The sequence below is a fragment of the Actibacterium sp. D185-2 genome, from assembly GCF_054954595.1.
The window spans coordinates 1-18,718 of sequence record NZ_JBPWNX010000027.1 but is presented as its reverse complement, the minus strand read 5'-3'; the positions used below and the strand labels follow the sequence as shown (position 1 = coordinate 18,718).

Annotated in this window: 15 protein-coding genes and 4 pseudogenes; 18 read left to right on the top strand and 1 reads right to left on the bottom strand. The window is 62.3% G+C overall.

From position 1 onward, the window contains the following. The first annotated feature begins 345 nt into the window (after positions 1–345). The 4 genes and pseudogenes from tnpA (ACSR1C_RS19560) to ACSR1C_RS19545 form a co-directional block, all read left to right on the top strand. Complete coding sequence (tnpA, locus tag ACSR1C_RS19560) at positions 346–993, top strand: IS66-like element accessory protein TnpA (protein ID WP_460260730.1); 648 nt, start codon at positions 346–348, stop codon at positions 991–993. A 16-nt stretch (positions 994–1,009) separates the two neighbouring features. Then, positions 1,010–1,342 carry an IS66 family insertion sequence element accessory protein TnpB gene (gene tnpB / locus ACSR1C_RS19555; protein WP_460260731.1) on the top strand — a complete coding sequence of 111 codons (333 nt, stop codon included), beginning with the start codon at positions 1,010–1,012 and terminating at the stop codon, positions 1,340–1,342. A 73-nt stretch (positions 1,343–1,415) separates the two neighbouring features. Continuing rightward, the gene (gene tnpC / locus ACSR1C_RS19550; protein WP_460260732.1) at positions 1,416–2,957 is read left to right on the top strand and encodes an IS66 family transposase; all 1,542 of its coding nucleotides are present in this window, start codon (positions 1,416–1,418) and stop codon (positions 2,955–2,957) included. A 175-nt stretch (positions 2,958–3,132) separates the two neighbouring features. Then, a pseudogene (locus ACSR1C_RS19545) lies at positions 3,133–3,741 on the top strand (recombinase family protein); the annotation flags it as partial. Here ACSR1C_RS19545 and ACSR1C_RS19540 read toward each other — a convergent pair. Further along, positions 3,741–4,127: pseudogene (locus ACSR1C_RS19540) on the bottom strand (IS256 family transposase); the annotation flags it as partial. The pseudogenes ACSR1C_RS19545 and ACSR1C_RS19540 sit on opposite strands and share 1 nt — an antisense overlap. 278 nt (positions 4,128–4,405) lie before the next feature. Here ACSR1C_RS19540 and ACSR1C_RS19535 point away from each other — a divergent pair. The 14 genes and pseudogenes from ACSR1C_RS19535 to cas1 all read left to right on the top strand — a co-directional run bounded on the left by ACSR1C_RS19535 (position 4,406) and on the right by cas1 (position 18,664). Continuing rightward, positions 4,406–5,455, top strand: a complete 1,050-nt coding sequence (locus ACSR1C_RS19535; protein WP_460260733.1) for a glycosyltransferase family 2 protein — start codon at positions 4,406–4,408, stop codon at positions 5,453–5,455. Next, positions 5,452–7,047 (top strand): hypothetical protein, encoded by a 1,596-nt coding sequence (locus tag ACSR1C_RS19530; protein WP_460260734.1) that lies wholly within the window; start codon positions 5,452–5,454, stop codon positions 7,045–7,047. The genes ACSR1C_RS19535 and ACSR1C_RS19530 overlap by 4 nt, the downstream gene beginning before the upstream one ends. Next, a complete protein-coding gene (locus ACSR1C_RS19525; protein ID WP_460260735.1) occupies positions 7,044–7,973 on the top strand; it encodes a lysylphosphatidylglycerol synthase transmembrane domain-containing protein in 930 nt (309 codons plus the stop codon). Before ACSR1C_RS19530 ends, ACSR1C_RS19525 begins: the two co-directional genes overlap by 4 nt. Continuing rightward, positions 7,970–9,673 carry a hypothetical protein gene (locus tag ACSR1C_RS19520; RefSeq protein WP_460260736.1) on the top strand — a complete coding sequence of 568 codons (1,704 nt, stop codon included), beginning with the start codon at positions 7,970–7,972 and terminating at the stop codon, positions 9,671–9,673. Before ACSR1C_RS19525 ends, ACSR1C_RS19520 begins: the two co-directional genes overlap by 4 nt. A 172-nt stretch (positions 9,674–9,845) precedes the next feature. After that, positions 9,846–10,052: pseudogene (locus tag ACSR1C_RS19515) on the top strand (transposase); the annotation flags it as partial. An 80-nt stretch (positions 10,053–10,132) separates the two neighbouring features. After that, entirely contained in the window at positions 10,133–10,462 is a 330-nt protein-coding gene (gene tnpA, locus ACSR1C_RS19510; RefSeq protein WP_460260737.1) for an IS66-like element accessory protein TnpA, read from the top strand. A 58-nt stretch (positions 10,463–10,520) separates the two neighbouring features. Continuing rightward, a pseudogene (locus ACSR1C_RS19505) lies at positions 10,521–10,613 on the top strand (IS66 family insertion sequence element accessory protein TnpB); the annotation flags it as partial. Between the two features lie 227 nt (positions 10,614–10,840). Beyond that, the gene (locus tag ACSR1C_RS19500) at positions 10,841–11,554 is read left to right on the top strand and encodes a DNA helicase (RefSeq protein WP_460260738.1); all 714 of its coding nucleotides are present in this window, start codon (positions 10,841–10,843) and stop codon (positions 11,552–11,554) included. A gap of 122 nt (positions 11,555–11,676) precedes the next feature. Next, complete coding sequence (locus ACSR1C_RS19495; protein WP_460260739.1) at positions 11,677–13,920, top strand: CRISPR-associated endonuclease Cas3''; 2,244 nt, start codon at positions 11,677–11,679, stop codon at positions 13,918–13,920. A 74-nt stretch (positions 13,921–13,994) separates the two neighbouring features. Then, a complete protein-coding gene (cas5c, locus tag ACSR1C_RS19490; protein WP_460260740.1) occupies positions 13,995–14,693 on the top strand; it encodes a type I-C CRISPR-associated protein Cas5c in 699 nt (232 codons plus the stop codon). Further along, entirely contained in the window at positions 14,690–16,447 is a 1,758-nt protein-coding gene (gene cas8c / locus ACSR1C_RS19485) for a type I-C CRISPR-associated protein Cas8c/Csd1 (protein ID WP_460260741.1), read from the top strand. Before cas5c ends, cas8c begins: the two co-directional genes overlap by 4 nt. Beyond that, entirely contained in the window at positions 16,444–17,397 is a 954-nt protein-coding gene (gene cas7c / locus ACSR1C_RS19480) for a type I-C CRISPR-associated protein Cas7/Csd2 (RefSeq protein ID WP_460260742.1), read from the top strand. Before cas8c ends, cas7c begins: the two co-directional genes overlap by 4 nt. Beyond that, the gene (cas4, locus tag ACSR1C_RS19475; RefSeq protein WP_460260743.1) at positions 17,397–18,053 is read left to right on the top strand and encodes a CRISPR-associated protein Cas4; all 657 of its coding nucleotides are present in this window, start codon (positions 17,397–17,399) and stop codon (positions 18,051–18,053) included. Before cas7c ends, cas4 begins: the two co-directional genes overlap by 1 nt. Next, the gene (cas1, locus tag ACSR1C_RS19470; RefSeq protein WP_460260744.1) at positions 18,050–18,664 is read left to right on the top strand and encodes a CRISPR-associated endonuclease Cas1; all 615 of its coding nucleotides are present in this window, start codon (positions 18,050–18,052) and stop codon (positions 18,662–18,664) included. Before cas4 ends, cas1 begins: the two co-directional genes overlap by 4 nt. Positions 18,665–18,718: the final 54 nt, after the last annotated feature.

The window sequence follows — 18,718 nt, the reverse complement described above, 5'->3', positions numbered from 1 at the left end:
GTTCAAAGAACCCCCATTCCTCGTCCGACATAAGGTCTCGTGCCAAGCTGGTCTCCATCGCAGATACCAGCTTGAATCACGCCTGAACCGCCGTGTGAATCCCTTTTGTCAACACGACCTAGGAATGCCTATCCAGATTGTGCCCCACTTCGCCAACAGCTTCGAAGGATTGAAATGTCTGCAACAATAATCGAGAAAGCGAGGTAACTTGCGTCGTAAACCAAATAATGACTTCGCTCGCAACAGTTCAGTTATAGGGTAAGCGTCCATTTCTGGCACACTTGTGGGTTCAGTAGGCCCCCCGATCTTTATGTCACGGCGAAGTCTGGGACGAAGGAGGTGTCGATGGCGCGGCTGAGTGAGGCGAAACGCAATGAACTGGAGGCGTTCTGGCGAGCGCATATCCAGGGATGGCGGGACAGCACGTTGAACCAGCGGGAATATTGCGAGGCACACGGGTTACCGCTGAAGCGGTTCGGGAACTGGCGGGCGAAGTTCCGGCACGAGGATCCTCAGCTGACGGGCAAGTTGCTCTACCGGCGCGGCGAGGGGTCTGAGCATATGCTTACGCATATGCGTAGCGCTGCGGAAACTCCCTATATTCCGTCGGGGCGACCTGGCGAGAACGGTCGGCGCCGGAACTTCGGCGTGGCGGATAAACGTCGGATCGTCGAAGAGGCCAGCAGCCCGGGGGCCAGCGTATCGGGTGTCGCGAAAAAGTACGGGATCGGTGCCCGGCTGCTGTTCCAGTGGAAGAAGGACCTGATGCCGGATCCCCGATCTGAACCGGTCTTCGCGGAAGTGAAGCTCGAGGGTGCAGCGGCGCCGGCGGCAATGGCCTCATCACCGCTTGCGCCGCCCATCGTGGTTGAGCGGGCTGCTCCGGGCATCGAGGTCAGTTTGAAGGGAGGCCGGCGGGTACGGTTCGACCGGGAAACCGATCCGGAGGTGATCCGGAGGCTGGTCGTGCTGCTGGAGGGGGCGGAACGATGATATCGGCACATCGGGGATGAAGGTACATCTGGCGCTTGGCTACACCGACATGCGCAAGGGAATGGACGGTCTGGCGATGCTGGTGCAGTCGGTGCTGCAAACGGATCCGTTCTCGGGTCATTTCTTCGCCTTCCGCGGACGCAAGGCGAACCTTCTCAAGATCCTGTGGTGGGATGGAACCGGTCTCTGCCTGTTCAGCAAACGGCTCGATGGCACGGGCTTTCCCTGGCCCTCGGCCGAGGTTGCCGGCGAGACGGTGACGCTCAGTTCGGCACAGCTGTCGATGCTGCTGGAGGGCATCGACTGGCGTGCGCCGGAGCGGCGGTGGCGACCCTCGGCAGCGGGGTAAGCGGCCTGCGGCGGATTGACTCAGGACCGTTGTTTGCAAGGCAGAAGCGCCTTGCTGCATGGTATCATAGGGTATGTTCATCGACCTCACCGCCCTGCCGGAAGACGTGGAGACCCTGCATCGGATGATCGGCGATCTGGTCCGCGAGCGTGACAGCGTGCGGATCGAGGCGGAGGCCGAGATCGATCGGCTGAAGCGGATCCTGAAAACCCTGCAGCGGATGCAGTTCGGACGGCGCTCGGAGCAGCTTGACCCCGACCAGTTGCAGCTCGGTCTCGAGGACGTTGCCGCCGATCTGGCGGAAATCGAAGAGGCTGCCGAGCGCAACAAAGGCCGTCGTCGCGCGCCGGCGGATCGTGCCGGTGAGCGCCTCTGCCTTCCGGACCATCTTCCGCGCGAGGATCGTGTCGTCGATGTGGATGCAGATCTCTGCCCCTGCTGCGGGGGCTCGCTGCACCTGATCGGCGAGACCGTCAGCGAAATCCTCGATCATGTGCCGGCGCAGCTGCGGGTCGTGCGCATCCGTCGCCCGAAATACGGCTGCCGGACCTGCGGGACGATCCACGAGGCGCCGGCGCCCGAGCGGCCGATCGCGAAGGGGCTGGCGAGTCCGGCCCTTCTGTCGCATGTACTCATCAACAAGTATTGCGATCATCTGCCGCTTTATCGGCAAAGCCAGATCTTTGCCCGCCAGGGTGTCACGCTGAACCGTTCGACGCTGGCGAACTGGGTTGCCGGGTCAGCCTGGTGGCTGGCCCCGATCCGGGACCGGATCACCGATCATGTCATGTCAGCGGACAGGGTCTTTGCCGACGACACGGTGTTGCCGGTGCTCGACCCCGGTCGCGGCCGGACCCGAACGGGTCGCCTCTGGGTCTATGCCCGGGATGGTCGGCCATGGGGCGGAAATGATCCACCGGCGGCCGTCTATCATTTTAGCCAGGACCGGAGGGCCGAACGGCCAGCCGCGCATCTGGCTCGGTTCCAGGGAATCCTGCAGGTAGATGGCTATGCCGGGTTCGAGCGGCTGGCGGCGCGTGGCGACATCGTCCTGGCGGCCTGCTGGGCCCATACACGGCGGAAGTTCTATGAGGTGCATCAGGCGGCCGGATCACCGATCGCACACGAGGTCCTGCGCCGGATCGCAGCCCTCTATGCGGTTGAAGCGGAGATCCGCGGCAGGCCCCCTGCCGAACGGCGGGCAGCAAGGCGACAGCGCGCACGGCCGATCACCAATGACCTGAAACCCTGGCTCGAGCGGCAGCTTCCGCGTCTGCCACAACGCAGTGGCCTGACCCAGGCGATCCGTTATGCGCTCGCCCGCTGGCTGGCGCTCTGCCGGTTCCTGGATGCTGGCCGGATCGACCTCGACACAAATACCGTCGAACGCGCCATCCGCCCGGTGACCCTCGGGCGCAAGAACCATCTCTTCGCCGGCTCCGACGGCGGTGCGGAACGATGGGCGACCATGAGCACACTGATAACAACCGCCAAGCTCAACAACGTCAAACCTCAGGCCTGGATCACCGATGTCCTGCAGCGCATGACAAATGGCCATCCAATCAACCGCGTCGACGAACTCCTGCCCTGGAACTGGCAGCCCAGCGCGCACTGACGCCGCAACGTGTCAGAAATGGACGCTTACGAACTGGATCTCGGTGGCGCGATCCTGCCGATGCAGACCTTCGGTGTCGTTTGAGCGACGTCGCGCGAGACGAAATCTGGTATCGTGGCGTGGACTCACAGCATGACGAACGACGCTACCCGGGCCTCTGCGGCACCGGCGATGGATGCATTGTTCCCGTCGCAGATGGAGGCCGAACCCGGTGGCGGATTCCGAGGTCACAGACAGAGCACGCGATGGCCCGCCCCTTGTTCGGGCGGCAGAGTATGTGCGCATGTCTACCGATCATCAGCGCTACTCGACGGAAAATCAGGCGGCGGCAATTCAGACCTATGCGGCACGGCGCGGCATGGAGATCGTCCGCACCTACGCCGATGAAGGAAAGAGCGGGCTGCGGATCGAAAGCCGGGACGCACTGAAGCAGCTGATCGAGACCGTCACGTCTGGAAGCGCAGATTTCGACGTCATCCTTGTCTACGACATCAGCCGTTGGGGCCGTTTCCAGGACGCAGACGAGAGCGCCTATTACGAATACATCTGCCGGCGCGCCGGGATCGACGTGCACTATTGCGCCGAACAATTCGAAAACGACGGCAGCCCTATGGCCACGATGTTCAAGGGCTTCAAGCGCGCCATGGCTGGCGAATACAGCCGGGAGCTATCCAGCAAGGTTTTCGCCGGACAATGTCGCCTGATCGAGAAGGGTTTTCGCCAGGGCGGCCCAGCCGGGTTCGGTTTGCGCCGTCTGCTGATCGATCAGAACGGCGACCCCAAGCCCTTCAGCCCATCGACCACCGCGATCAGGATGTCTTGGACGCCCCGGTTGCGCAGTTCGTTCATCACCGAGAGCCAGAATTTGGCCCCCTCGTTGTCGGCGATCCAGAGCCCCAGGACCTCGCGCTCCCCGTCCCGGGTGACGCCTAGGGCGATGTAGACGGCCTTGTTCTTTACCATGCGGCTATCGGCATCGCGGATCTTCACCCGAAGCGCGTCGAAGACCACGATCGGATACATCCGGTCCAGCGCCCGGTGCTGCCAGTCGCGGACCTTGTCGAGCCCCGCGTCGGTGACCCGGTTGATGAGGTCCGGCGAAATCCGCAGGCCGTGGAGTTCCTCAAGATGGGCCTGGACATCTCGCACCGACAGCCCCGCAGCGTAGAGTGGACCACTTTCAGGGGACTACTCCAAGAGGGCTTCTTCCCGATTAGGATGAGTGACATATAGTTCCTACTCGGAAAGGCTGTTAACGCACCTGCGACTCTGCTCCTGATTTGCATAAATATTAGCCAAAACTTGCGGAGCCGAAGTCTTGCTGATGAGTTATTTCTGCTGACCGACACAGCTTCCGGGCACGATACAAGGTTTTGCGTGGTCGCATGCGATTACCTAGGCTATCACTTTTCTCGTGGTTGCGGAGTTTTCTAATGACAGCATATGAGATGAAATTATTCGTTCAGATTCCAGCTTTTAATGAGGAAGGTACACTCGCGACCGTCATCGAGGACATTCGCACGGCGACCGCCGGTCTTGATGCATCGATCCTCGTAATTGACGACGGTTCGACCGACCGCACGGTTGAAGTTGCCTTGGCATCTGGCGCGGACTGGGTCGCTCAGCATCCACAGAACGCGGGTCTTGCCCGAGCCTGGCAAACCGGTTTGACGGCAGCGATCAATCTGGGCGCGGACATCATTGTCAACACCGATGCCGACAACCAATACAACGCTGAATGCATCCCCAACCTGATCCACCCGATCGAAGAGGGCCAGGCCGATATGGTCGTGGGGGCCCGCCCGATCTCTGATACCGCGCATTTTTCACCGATGAAGAAACGACTGCAAAACTTGGGCAGCAGCATGGCGCGTCGGCTCAGCGGAACCAGCGTCGCTGACGCCCCCTCGGGATTTCGTGCCATGTCGCGCGAGACGGCGATTCACGCCAATGTTTTCACAAACTACACCTACACACTCGAAACGCTGATCCAGGCGGGGCGGAGCGGGCTTCGTGTCGTGTCGGTCCCCATCCGCGTCAACGGGCCCACGCGGCCATCACGGCTGATTTCGAGCATGTGGCGCTATGTGGTCCGCTCGGCCCGCGACATGGTCCGCATTTTCACGATCTATGCGCCGCTGCGCAGCTACTTCATCGCTTCGGTCACGCCGCTGGTGCTGGCGCTGGCTTTGGCCGTCCGCTACGGCGCGCTGGTTGTGTGGGTCGATCCAAGCCGCAGCCACGCGCCCAGCCTGATTTTCGCCGCGACGCTGGCGATGCTGGCCTTCCTCCTGATGGCCCTTGGGGTGATCGGTGATCTGTTGTCGGTCAACCGCCGTCTGCTCGAGGATTTGCGGCTGGCGACGCGACGACAGCAAGCAGACCAGGGAGCGCTGCGCGGACGCACGGCCTTCCGGCTGCTCCGCAAGGACGGGACCGAGGTCGAGCACGCCGCCACCCAACCGGGTGCGAACCTCGCGCGGGGCGCTTCACATTGACCAACCCGCGCGCCCGCCTGTTCGAACTTGCCGCCAAAAGTCTGCCCAAGATTCTGACCCTTCAGGACCGTAACCCGCACAGCCCGACCTATGGCTGCTTCGATCGCAAACACTGGCATCTCAAGGTGACCGATTTTCCCTCGGGCATGGCACAGGAATTCGTTCTGCCGCTGGCGCTTGCCTACGCGCATCCGTTTGACGGCAACCGGTTTCATGCCAATCCCGCGATCCGCGAATGGATCCGGGCCGGGATCGCCTTTGCCGCCGCATCGGCCCATGCGGACGGGTCCTGCGACGACTACTTTCCGTTCGAGAAGGCCGCCGGCGCCGCAGCGTTCACCCTCTATGCCATGATCGAGGCAGTCGAACTTGCCGATCTTGATCCCGCGCCCTTCCTTCCCTTCCTGCGGCGGCGCGGACGCTGGCTTGCCCGACACAAAGAAAGCGGGCGCTTGTCCAATCATGAGGCCCTGATCGCCAACGGCCTGTTCCGGCTGGCAAGATTGTCCGGCACCGCAGCTTTCGCGGACGCGGCACGGTCCCGCATCGGCCGGCTTTTGTCTTGGCAGAACCCCGACGAGGGCTGGTTCTATGAATATCAGGGTGCCGATCCCGGCTATCTGACTCTGACCATCGCCAACATTGCCGAAATCGAAGCCGCAGGTGACGCGCCGGGACTGCGCGCCCCCCTGGAGAAGGCGGTCCGGTTTCTTCATGCGCTGCAACCGCCCGACGGCTGGCTCGGCGGCGAATGGACCAGCCGCAACACCAACAATTATTTCCCTCACGGGTTCGAAATATGTGGGTCTTGGTTGCCCGCGGCCTTGCAGATCAATGACCGGGCCGTCGCCGCACTGGTCGATCCCCCTGAATATGACGACGATGCGATCATCGGCCATCATACGTGGAGCTATCTCAAGGCGGCACTGGCGTGGCGCGCTGCGCGCCCCGCCCCGTCGGCCACGCAGCCGGGCCATTGGCCCGTAGCGGGGTTGGTGATCCGTCAGGCAGGAGCGTTCACGTTGCTTGTTGCGACAAGAAAGGGGGGTAATTTCCGGCTTTTCCATCATGACAGACTGATCCATGCCGATACCGGCCCCTCATTGATCCTTCGCAACGGGAAAAAGTGGCACAACCTCGTCGCTCATCTCTGGTCCGACGAAAACCGGGTCGAGGTTGGTGACGACGCGCTTGGCGTTGCGGGCCGGATGGGCCGGGCCAAAGCCAGCCGGATGACGCCCGGCAAACTTATCGTCCTTCGACTTCTGATGCTGGGTCCGGGCCGCCTGAACCCAGATCTCGTGCGCCGAATTTTGCAGCGGTTGTTGATCACCGGCGCGCCCCGGTCCGCGCTGCGGTTTAGGCGCGATTTCCAGCTGACCGAAACCGGGCTCGAATTGCGCGACCGGATCGAAGGGCCCGGCGACATCTGCGAGGCCGGATTCGGCGCGGGGCAGAGTTCGATATACACGGTGATGAGTCGGGTCTGGCACGCCCCGCAACTGCAACCCTGGGAGGATGTAACAGAAGCGCTGCGACCCGGCGACGGATTGCGTCTGGACATGACCCGCCAAATCGGACCGCGCGAATGAAAAAACTGCTTTCCCTAGCGATCAGCCTGACGGTCCTGGCATTGCTGTGGTTTCAGTTGGATTTCGACCGGATATGGACTGCGCTTGGCCGCACCGACCCGATCCTGCTCGTCGCGTCTTTGGTCCTTCTGCTAGCGCTAATCCTCGCCTCGGTCGGGCGGCTCTGGGCGTTGGGTTGGGCTGGCGGCTTCACCCTTTCCCTGCGCGAGGCGACAGAGGCAACCTTTGCCGCAAACGCGCTGAACATGTTCCTGCCGGGCAAGATGGGCGACGTTTTGAAAGCTGGGCTTATGGCCGAAAACGATGCGGAACGCCTGCCCGGCGCGATTGTCCTGGGGATTTGGGAAAAACTGTCGGAACTGACACTGCTTTTCGTTCTTGCCACGATTGCCTTCGCAATCGCCGGGGGGGGAATACAGAACGCGCTCTGGACCGGTGCAGCGGGCGGCGCGGGGCTTCTTCTGCTGTTTTGGGACCGGCCGGTCGCCTCGCTGTTGCAAAGGGTCCGCCCTCTACGCAGCCTTGGCGCGGCCTGGTCGGGCGGGCTGGGCTTTCTGCGCCGTCGCCCCGCCGCGACGCTCGGCATCCTCGGCTGGAGCATGGCGATCTGGTTCGGCCATCTAATACAGGTGCTGATGATGGTCGCGGCCCTGGGTGTCACGGGGGACACCCCGTTCTGGGCCGCCGTCGCCGCCCGCGTGCCGGTCGCCATTCTGGCTGGCCTCGTGCCATTAACCTTTGCGGGTGTCGGCACACGCGACGTGGCTCTGGTGGTCCTTCTTGGGCCGCTGATCGGCACCGAAGAGGCGGCTGCGCTCGGCATCCTGTTCTGGCTGCGCTACCTCGTGCCCGGCATCCTTGGTGTCCCTCTTCTACCCCGTTTCTTTCGCGTGGCGGCGGCCCTGAGCCGAAAATCACCGACATGAGGGCCGATCCACATCGCACGATCACGCCGTGCATCGAACTGATCTGGATGATCGCGATCTTTCTGGTCTTTGCCTGCGCGCCCGTGCTGCCGGCTTTGGCCGACGCGCTGGCCTCGCCGTTTTCGCTTGTCCAAGACGATGGCCGCCATTTCGTCGTCTGGCTGCGGCGGTTGGCCGATCCGGGCCTGTTTCCAAACGATCCGATCGCCGACTACTTCCACAATCTGACCCCGCAGACCTATCGCCTGCTGGCATGGCCCGCCGTGCCGCTGGGCATAGATATGGAACTTTGGCATCTCTTCGTGCTGACCCCGCTGGCCGTCGGCACATTCCTGTGGGCCGCGAACCGCTTCGTGGCCCTTGTGGTGCCCGATGCCGTCACACGCGTAATTGTCGTCACCTACATGATGCTTGCCGTGTTCAGGGACGTACCTTTAGGCCTGCCGCGCAGCTTCCGCGAGGCGATTGTCCTGGGTGCCTTGGCGCTGTTCCTGCGGGGGCGGACGCTGCCGCTGATCGTCGTGATGGGCGTCGGGGCCAATCTCTATCCGGCCTCGGCGGCGGTGGTGGGGGTAACGATGCTTGTCGCCTCGCTCTGGCGATGGGGCGCGGCGCGGCGCGCGGACCGGGCTGAGGTGCTGCGTCTGTTCGTCGCCGCTGCCGCGTCATTTGCCGGGCTCGGCCTGTTTCTTTGGCAGGCAGGCGATGCCGGGGCCACCGTAACGCTGACCGAAGCGCGGGAAATGCCGATCTTCGGTCCCGGTGGGCGGACCATGTTCTTTTCGGGGGATGATCTGGCTGTCATACTGTGCAACCGGCGCGGTGGGTTGCTGCCCTTTTGCATAAAGGATGCGGGGGCCATCACGCTCGCGCTGACGGTCGCCGGACTGGTCGTAGGATGGCTGGCGCTAAGGCGGTTGGCACCTCAAAGTGATGCAACGGCAAGTCGCGGCCGTCAGGCATTGGTCGCGCTGGTCGCGGTCGGGATCGTGCTGGCCTTGTTGGCCTGGACTGTGGCGTTCAAGGCGCATCTGCCATCGCGTTACCGGATCGTATCCCTCGACATCGTCTGGAATATGGGTGCGGGCGCAATCGTGGCCGTGCTGGCGACGCTTGCCACTCGCTATCTGGGGCGTTGGTTACCGGCGGTGCCGCCCGCATTGATCCTGCTGACTGGCACCGTCGATCGGCCATCGGAACGGCAACTGATCCTCGACGAAACCCCTGCGATTTCCGCATTCCTGCGCAGCACGCCCAAAGACACGTTGACTGCCGGCCTGCCGGAATCGGGAGCAAGCATTCCCGCGTTTGCCACCCGGTCCATCTGGGTCACCCCCGAACTGACCGTCCCCTACAAGATGGGCTATTACCGCCTGATGGAGCAGCGCGCCGAGACCCTGTTCCGCCTGCTCGGCGGCCCGGTCGATGAAACCTGGCAAGTGCTTCTGACCGAAAGCGGCATCGACTACATGCTGGTCTATCGTGGTCCCGCCATGTCGAAACGGGCGTTGGAGATGCGTCTGGCCTGGTTAGGGACCTTCCCGGTCGCGCGGGTGTTCTTTGGCGGCGGCGCCTCGATCCGCGAAACAGTGTTCGACATGGAACTCGCCGCAACAAGCGAGTGCACTGTTATCGCCGAAGCCGGGATTGCGCTAGTCGGCATGGCTTGCTTTGCGGACAAAGCTCTCGTGCCGGATTGAGAACAGGTTGCCTTCAACGCGGCCTATGCCGATGAGCGCGAGTTCCGGTCGATCCCACCGGGCGAACGTGCAGCCTGGTGCTGTCAGACGAATTCGAACCAGTCTCTGCTAGGTCGTGTTGACAAAAGGGATTCACACGGCGGTTCAGGCGTGATTCAAGCTGGTATCTGCAATGGAGACCAGCTTGGCACGAGACCTGATGTCAGACGAAGAGTGGGTGGTTTTTGAACAGTTCATCTCGGCTGTCCGCGCCCCGAATGGGCGCAAACCGACCAACCACTGCCTTGTTCTTGATGGGATTTTCTGGATTGCTCGCACGGGTGCCCCATGGCGGGACCTGCCCGAAGAGTTCGGCAAATGGTCCAGCGTCTACCGTAAGCGTCCGGCGTCGCTGCTCTGACGGGCCATAGAGTGTGTTGATAGTGTCCACCATTGATAGTGGACATCTTGAGGGCAGATATGGCGGGTAAGAAGGGTCAGAAGAAGCGGTTCTGGTCGGATGAGGAGAAGGTTTCGATCTGCTTGCAAACCTGCGCGCCGGGGGTATCGGTAGCGCAGGTCGCGCGGCGGTACGCCATGAACACCAATCTGATCCACAAGTGGTTGCGTGATCCAAAATTTGCGCCTGATCTGAAGGCTGTCGAAGAACAGACTGCCCCTGAGCCGTGCTTCCTTCCAGTTGAGATCGTTGACCGGCCTTTGAGCGAAGAACCGGCCCCCCGCTTGCAGCCAATGCCGCATCCGGCCACAGCGCGATTGAGATCGACATCGCGGGCGGTCATCAGCTGAGGATTGTCGGTAGCTACGATCCCGAAGCATTGGCTCGGCTCATCCGAGGCCTTTCTGCATGATCCCTGTTCCAGCGAACACGCGTGTTTGGCTCGCTGTCGGTGTGACTGACATGCGGCGCGGTTTCACGACGCTGGGCATGAGCACTCAGATCTGGATTTGTTCGATGCGGCAAAGGCCGAGTAGAGCCGTTTTGTCGTCATTGCGCTTGTCAGGGCTGCCCACTCACCATAAACTCCATAGCGTAGGCTTGGCCCGCGCCTCCCCCCTCCAACCGGGGAAGTATCGCACATACGGGGTAACGAGATCATCGAACCATCTGTTCGAGCGTTCGCATAAGGAGGGGTTGCGTTTCTGGCTCGAAATGGAGGTTCTTTGATGAAGCTATCCGCCCCGATCTACCAACTGAAACGTCGAGCCAAGCTGCTGGCTCGGGACGAAAAAATTGCCCTGCACGAAGCACTGGATCGCCTCGCGCGTGAGGAAGGCTTTGCGGGATGGAGCCTGCTTTCCGCCGAGTTCGCAAAGAACTCGCCGTCGAAAGCGGTGCTATCCCGGCTTGCGGGCGGGGATCTGCTGTTGCTGGGCGCTCGACCCGGACACGGCAAGACTTTGCTGGGGCTTCAGCTTCTGCTCGATGCGGCCCGCGAGGGCAGGAGAGCGGTCTTCTTCACTCTGGAATACACCGAGCGCGAGACTAAGGAGCGCATCCATTCACTGGATGGAGACGCTCACGGCCTTGGCGACAAGCTGGAAATCGTGACGTCGGACGACATAAGCGCCGATTCCATTATCCAGCATCTTTCCGGTTCGTCCCGTGGAACAGTCGCCATCATCGACTATCTGCAAATCCTTGATCAGCAGAGAAGCAAGCCTGCGCTTTCGGACCAGATGCTCGCCCTTCGGGACTTTGCCCGCAAGACCGGAGTCATTTTGGGGTTCATCTCGCAGATCGACCGTTCGTTTGAACCGGAAAGCGAACCCATGCCGGGTATCCGGGACATTCGCCTGCCCAATCCCATCCAATTGGGAATCTTCTCCAAAGCCTGTTTCCTGCACAACGGTGAGGTCCGACTTCAGGATGTAGCCTGATCTGTTCGCCTGACCAAGCAGAGCTTCTATCAAAAGCGCAACGCGTTTGATACGGTTGCGGGGAATGGACCAATCAGCCGCCGGAAAGCACGGGATGGTCGCTTTTTTTGACAGGGTATCGCATGTATTACGCGCATTCCGGCACTCTCGACGATCGGAGTGATTGGCAGCTACTTGTCGATCATCTGCTTGCGACAGCCAATTTGGCCGCCAGATACGCGCGACCATTTGGTCTTGAAGCCACTGCCCAGCTTGCCGGCGCGCTACATGATCTGGGCAAATACGATCCCGCTTTTGACCGGCGACTGTGCGGCGAGAACATCAGGCTTGATCATTCCACGGCCGGGGCCGCAATCTTGGGTGGAATGTCGCAGGGGGCGGAGCGTCCCGCGGCCGAAATCCTCGGATATGCGATCCTCGGCCACCACGCGGGCTTGCCCGACAAGGCGAATACGACCGAGGCTTGCATGACGCGCCGGATCGCCGGGTTTCAGAACCGGCTCGACCCCCTATGGCGCTCTGAGGTTCAGGTTGATCTTGCGCCGCTTATGCCCGAAATCATAGAAAAAACACGCCGCGGGCCCGAGGCGGCATTTGACCTGTCGCTTGCCGTGCGCATGGTCTTTTCCTGCCTCGTCGATGCGGATTTCCGCGACACCGAAGCCTTCTATGACAGACTGGAAGGCCGCGAGGCCGACCGTAACTGGCCAGCGTTGCAGGACATTCTTCCCCGCCTTTCCGCAGCCTTCGAGGCAAAGATCGCGGGCTTCTGCGCAGCGACCGAACTCAACCGGCTGCGCGCCGATATCCTTGCCCATGTACTGGGTCAGGCCTCCCTCCGGCCCGGACTTTTCACGCTCACCGTGCCGACGGGCGGCGGCAAGACCCTTGCCTCAATGGGTTTTGCACTGGGCCACGCGCGGGCGCACGGACACCAGAGGATCATCTACGCCATCCCCTTCACCTCGGTCATCGACCAGACGGCGGGCATTTTCCGGGGCATGTTCGGCGAGGATGCGGTGCTTGAGCATCACTCGGTCATCGACGAAGATAACGGGCGCTCCGACGGTCTGGACCGGACAGGTCGCGACAAGCTGCGCCTGGCGATGGAGGACTGGGCGGCGCCCATCGTCGTGACGACCAATGTGCAGTTTTTTGAAAGCCTCTTCGCCGCGCGGACATCGCGCGCGCGCAAGCTGCACAATATCGCGGGCAGCGTGATCATTCTGGACGAAGCGCAAAGCGTGCCGCGAGATCTGCTTCTGCCCTGCCTACGGATGCTCGACGCGCTGGCCACCCATTACGGCTGCACGATTGTGTTTTGCACGGCGACCCAGCCCGCATTTGACAGCCGCCACTTGCAGCAAGGCGGCCTGCCGCTTGCCGGGCGGGAATTGGCGCCGGACCCGCAGGGGCTGGCACGGCATCTCCGGCGCACCCGGATCGAGCGGGTGGGCGAGATGGACGACACCGCGCTTGTGGCAGCTTTGGGAGAGGTCGAACAGGGGTTGGTGATTGTCAATTCCCGCGCCCATGCGCTGGCGCTTTACCGTGCGGCCCAGGCGGCGGAGCTTGACGGCATGATACACCTGACGACACGGCAATACGCGGCGCACCGACAGGAAGTTCTGGCCGATATTCGCACGCGTCTGAAAGGTGAACAGCCCTGCCGGGTGATCGCCACAAGCCTTGTCGAGGCCGGTGTGGACCTTGATTTTCCGCGTGTCTGGCGGGCCGAGGCGGGGCTTGACAGCATCGTGCAGGCCGCCGGGCGTTGCAACCGCGAAGGGCGGCGCCCGCCCGAGGACAGCCGCGTCATCATCTTTGCCGCCCCCGACAACCCCGCCCCGGCCGCGGTGCAGGCGCTCGCAAAAGACATGATTGGCGTGGCCGCGCAACATGACGACCTGCTTGCCCCCGACGCGATCCGCGACTGGTTCGATAGAGTCTATTGGCGCATGGGCCCCGAGCGGCTTGACCAAAAAAACATTCTGGGAAAATTCACCCTGTCCCTCAGTGGCACCGATTTCGCCTTTCGCGAGGTGGCCGCGCTGTTTCGCATGATCGAAAGCCCGATGGTTCCGGTGATCGTGCCGCGCGCGCCAGAGGCGATCCGGGCGGTGGAAAAACTGGGGATTGAGGCGATTTCTTCGGGGCGCCTTGCCCGCGCGCTGCAACGCCACACGGTGCAGATACCCGTGAAGGCCCGTGACCGGCTGCGCGCCTGCGGCCATGCGTCCTTCGCCCGCCCCGATCTGCGCGGCGATCAGTTCTGCGTGCTGGATACGACCTCGCTCTACCACACCGACAGCGGGTTGTGGTGGGAGGATGCGGAATATCTGGCGGATGAGATGCGGATCATCTGACGCATACCTGCCTTTGGATTTCCTTTGCCAAATGAAGCGGACGCGATACCCTGACCATCAGAACGAGGATTCCCATGGCCTACGGTATTCGTCTGCACATCTGGGGTCGCAACGCCCTCTTCACCCGGCCCGAGATGAAAGTCGAGCGGGTCAGCTACGATGTGATAACCCCTTCTGCGGCGCGCGGGATTCTTGAGGCCATCCACTGGAAGCCAGCAATCCGCTGGGTGATCGACCGCATCCATGTGCTGGAACCGATCCGCTTCCAATCGATCCGGCGCAATGAGGTGGGCCACAAGGCACCCGCTGGAAAGATAAAGCAGGCGATGAAACGGGGCGATCTGGCGGGGCTGCAACTGCTGGTCGATGAAGATCGCCAGCAACGCGCCTCGACCGTGCTTGTAAACCCCGCCTATGTGATCGAAGCGCATTTCGAACGGACGCCAGAGGCAGGCCCCGAGGACAGCGAGGGTAAACACCTCGACATCTTCAACCGGCGCGCCACCCGCGGGCAATGTTTCCATCAACCCTGTCTGGGCACCCGCGAATTCGCGGCCTCCTTCGCGCTGATCACACCCGGAGCGCCGCTGCCCGCACGCACACACGAGGCAGAGACGCTCGAGCTTGGCTTCGGCACGCCGCGCGACCTTGGCTTCATGCTGTGGGATATCGACCATGGCGCGCCGGGACGACCCTCGATGTTCTTTCGCGCGCAGTTGGTCGATGGCATCCTCGACGTTCCCCCGCCTGGCGCGCCCGAGGTCCTGCGATGAGTCTGCTCACCTCGCTGGCCCATGCCTATGAACGGCTGCCCGACCCGCCGCCCTTTGGTTATTCCGCCGAAAAGATCGGGTTTTGCATCTCACTGAACCCGGATGGCAGCATGGCCGGAGTGATTGATCTACGCGACACCGACAAAAAGCGCAGCGCGAAGATGCTGTTGGTGCCACAGGCGGTGAAGCGCACCGCGGGGATCGCACCGAACTTCCTTTGGGATAAGTCGGCCTATATGCTTGGCGTCACGGCGGGCGAAGGCAAGCGCACTGCCGATGAGCACGCGGCTTTTCGCCAGACACATGCCGATTGGCTGCACACCACCGGGGATGCCGGGCTGCAGGCGTTTTTACGCTTTCTCGATGACTGGTCGCCCGAGGCTTTCGCACCACCGCTCTGGCCCGACGAGATGCGCGATCAGAATATCGTTTTCGCACTGGCCGATGAGTTGCAGGACCGTTTCCTCCATGATCGCCCCGCCGCCCGTGCGATCTGGGCGCGGATCGGGGCCGCGGCGGCCTCAGACCCGCAGATATGCCTGGTCAGCGGCGATCTGGCGCCGGTGGCGCGGCTGCACCCGTCCATAAAAGGGGTCTGGAGGGCGCAATCCTCGGGGGCGAGCCTTGTCAGCTTCAACCTCGAAGCCTTCACCTCCTACGGCCACGAACAGGGCGACAATGCCCCGGTGTCCGAAGCGGCCGCCTTTGCCTATAGCACCGTGCTGAACCGGTTTCTTGAAAAGGGCAGCGGCCATCGCATTCAGATCGGCGATGCCTCGACCGTGTTCTGGGCGGATGCGTCGGACGCGGTGCATGCGCTGGCGGCAGAATCCATCTTTGCCGCCCTGTTGGGAGGAGAGATGGATACCACCGCCGAGGATAGCGCGCAGACCAGGGCCATTGAGCTGCAGCTGGAGCGCATTCGGCAGGGCCAGCATCTTGCGCAAGTGGCCCCTGATCTGGCCAGCGGCGTGCGCTTTCATGTGTTGGGCCTTGCGCCCAATGCGGCGCGGCTTTCGGTGCGCTTTCACTGGGAGGATGATTTTGGAACGCTCACACGGAATTATCAGCGGTTTCTCAACGATATGCAGCTTGATCCGCCGCCACGCGACGGCTTTCCCCCGCTGTGGCGGTATCTGTCCGAGTTGGCCGTACAGGGCAAGCGCGAGAACGTGCCCCCCAATCTGGCGGGCGCCTGGATGCGCGCCATTCTGACTGGCGCGCCTTATCCGCTGACACTTCTTTCCGCAGCGCTCCTGCGCATTCGTGCGGACGGGCGTGTGGATGGCCTTCGGGCCGGAATATTGCGTGCACTGCTCGTCCGAAACTTCAAGAAAAAAAAGGAGGCTCCCGTGGCGCTTGACCCGGAAAACCCTAACAAAGGCTACCTGCTGGGCCGCCTTTTCGCGGTCTATGAGGAAACCCAGCGCGCGGCGCTGGGTGGCAATGTGAATGCGACAATCCGCGACAAATTCTATGGCTCGGCCTCCGCCACTCCGCAGAAGGTGTTCACCCTGCTCGATCGCGGTTCCGCCAATCACCTGCAAAAGCTGCGCAAGCTCAGTCCGGGCCGGGGCGTGAACCTTGAAAAGCTGCTGGGCACGATCACCGATCTGATGGCGCCGGGGGACGATCCCTTTCCCGCCTCGTTGCCGATGGCCGATCAGGCGCTGTTCGGCCTTGGGTATTACCATCAACGCAGCGCCTTTTTCCGCAAACATTCCGAACTTACCCTGACAGAGGCTGACCCATGACCGCCCTTTCCCAACGCCACGAATTCATGCTGATCTTCGAAGTGATCAATGGCAACCCCAACGGCGACCCCGATGCGGGCAACCTGCCTCGCCTCGACCCCGAGACAAACCACGGGCTGGTCACAGATGTCAGCCTCAAGCGCAAGATCCGCAATTACGTCGATCTCGCCCGCCATGGCGAAGAGGGGTTTCATATCTATGTCGAGGAAGGTGCCATTCTGAACGAAAAGCACCGGGGCGCCTATCGCGCGCTTCGGCCCGATGACCCCAAGGTGGACAAAGACACCAAGCTGAACCCCAAGGACGATGCCGAGGCGGTCAAGCTGCGCGATTTCATGTGCGCCAATTTCTTTGACGTGCGCACCTTTGGCGCGGTTATGTCCACGGGTGTCAACTGCGGTCAGGTGAAGGGGCCGGTGCAAATGACCTTCGCCTCATCGGTCGAACCGATCATGCCGGCGGAAATCACCATCACCCGGATGGCCGCTACGAATGAGGCCGAGAAAAAGCAACGTGCCGAAGGCGATGACGGAGATGTCCGCACCGACAATCGCACGATGGGCCGCAAGCATATCGTCCCCTACGGGCTTTACGTCGCGCATGGTTTCATCTCGGCCAAATTCGCCGAGCGGACCGGGTTTTCCGACGCGGATCTGGAGTTGCTCTTCGAAGCGCTTGGCGCCATGTTCGAACATGACCGTTCCGCCGCACGCGGCGAAATGGCGATGCGGGGGCTTATCGTTTTCCGCCACGAAAATGCGCTCGGCAATGCACCGGCGCATGTGCTCTTTGACAAAGTGAAAATTGGCCGCCGCGTGGATGGAGCTTTCCGCGCGATCGACGATCCTGGCCTGAGCAACCTGCCGCCCGCGCGAAAGTTCTCGGACTATGTGGTGGAGATCGACAGCACGGATCTCCCGGTCGGCGTCGAGATCCTCGAGATGATCTGATGCCGTTGCCGGAGCACGATGAGGAGTCGATCCCGCTCTCGGCGCTCCAGCACGCGGTCTATTGCCTGCGGCAGGCCGCACTGATCCACCTTGAACGGCTCTGGGCCGAGAACCAATATACCGCAGAGGGCGATGTTCTTCATGCCGTGGCCGACAAAGGCGGAAGCCGCCGCGCGCGTGGGCAGCGGCGGGTGCTGTCGCTGCCTCTGTCATCCCGACGGCTGAACCTCTCGGGCTTGGCCGATCTGGTGGAATTCACACCCGGCACCGAAGGGCGCGAAGTGCCCTATCCGGTCGAATACAAACGCGGCAAGCCCAAGCTGCACCGTGCCGACGAGGTGCAGCTTTGCGCGCAGGGCCTCTGCCTTGAAGAGATGACCGACCAGCCCGTTCCCGAAGGGGCGCTGTTCTATGCGCAGACAAAACGCCGTGTGCGCGTGCCTTTCGACGCCGACCTGCGTGTGCTGACCGAGACAACCGTGGTGGACTTGCGCGAGGTCTTCGCAACGCGTCGCACGCCGCCGCCCACACCGCATCGCAACCGCTGCCGGGCCTGCTCACTGCGCGACCTGTGCCATCCCGATGCCGTGTCACGCCCGGTCCGGGCCTGGCGCGACAGGATGCTTGCCAAGGCTCTTGCCGAGGAGGCGCCATGAAGAAGTTACTCAACACAATTTATGCTACGACCGAAGGCGCGGCGTTGAAGAAAGATGGTGAAAACCTCGTGGCCGAGGTCGAGGGGGCTGAAAAGGCCCGCGTTCCGCTACATATGCTGGCTTCCGTCGTGGCGTTCGGGCCCGTGGTGGTGACGCCCACACTAATCGGCGCATGTGCCGCCGCGGGCATCACGCTGGTGCTGCTTGATCGCGTGGGCCGGTTTCAGGCCCGGATCGAGGGGCCAGTATCGGGCAATGTACTGCTGCGACGCGCTCAGTATCGCGCCGCCGAAACGGGTGAGGAGATCGCCCGCTCGATCGTCATGGGCAAGATCGCCAATCAGCGGGCCGTCCTGCGCCGGACGCTGCGTGACTACGGGTCGGACATGGCGTCCGAGGCCCGCAACGCGCTGGAGGGGGCAAGCGAGCGCATGGCGATGATACTGCGCCGGGTGCAGCTTTCCGACCGAACCATCGACGAACTGCGCGGCTCCGAGGGCGAGGCGGCGAAGCAGTATTTCGGCGTGTTCGATCATCTGATCCGCGGGAGTGTCATGAACTCTGTGTATCTGGTTTGGCCCATGCGGGTTTCAGATACGGTCACGCGTTGAAGCGCTCATCGAACATGATAGCGAACTGATTGCGGGCGGCAAACCATTCCCGGA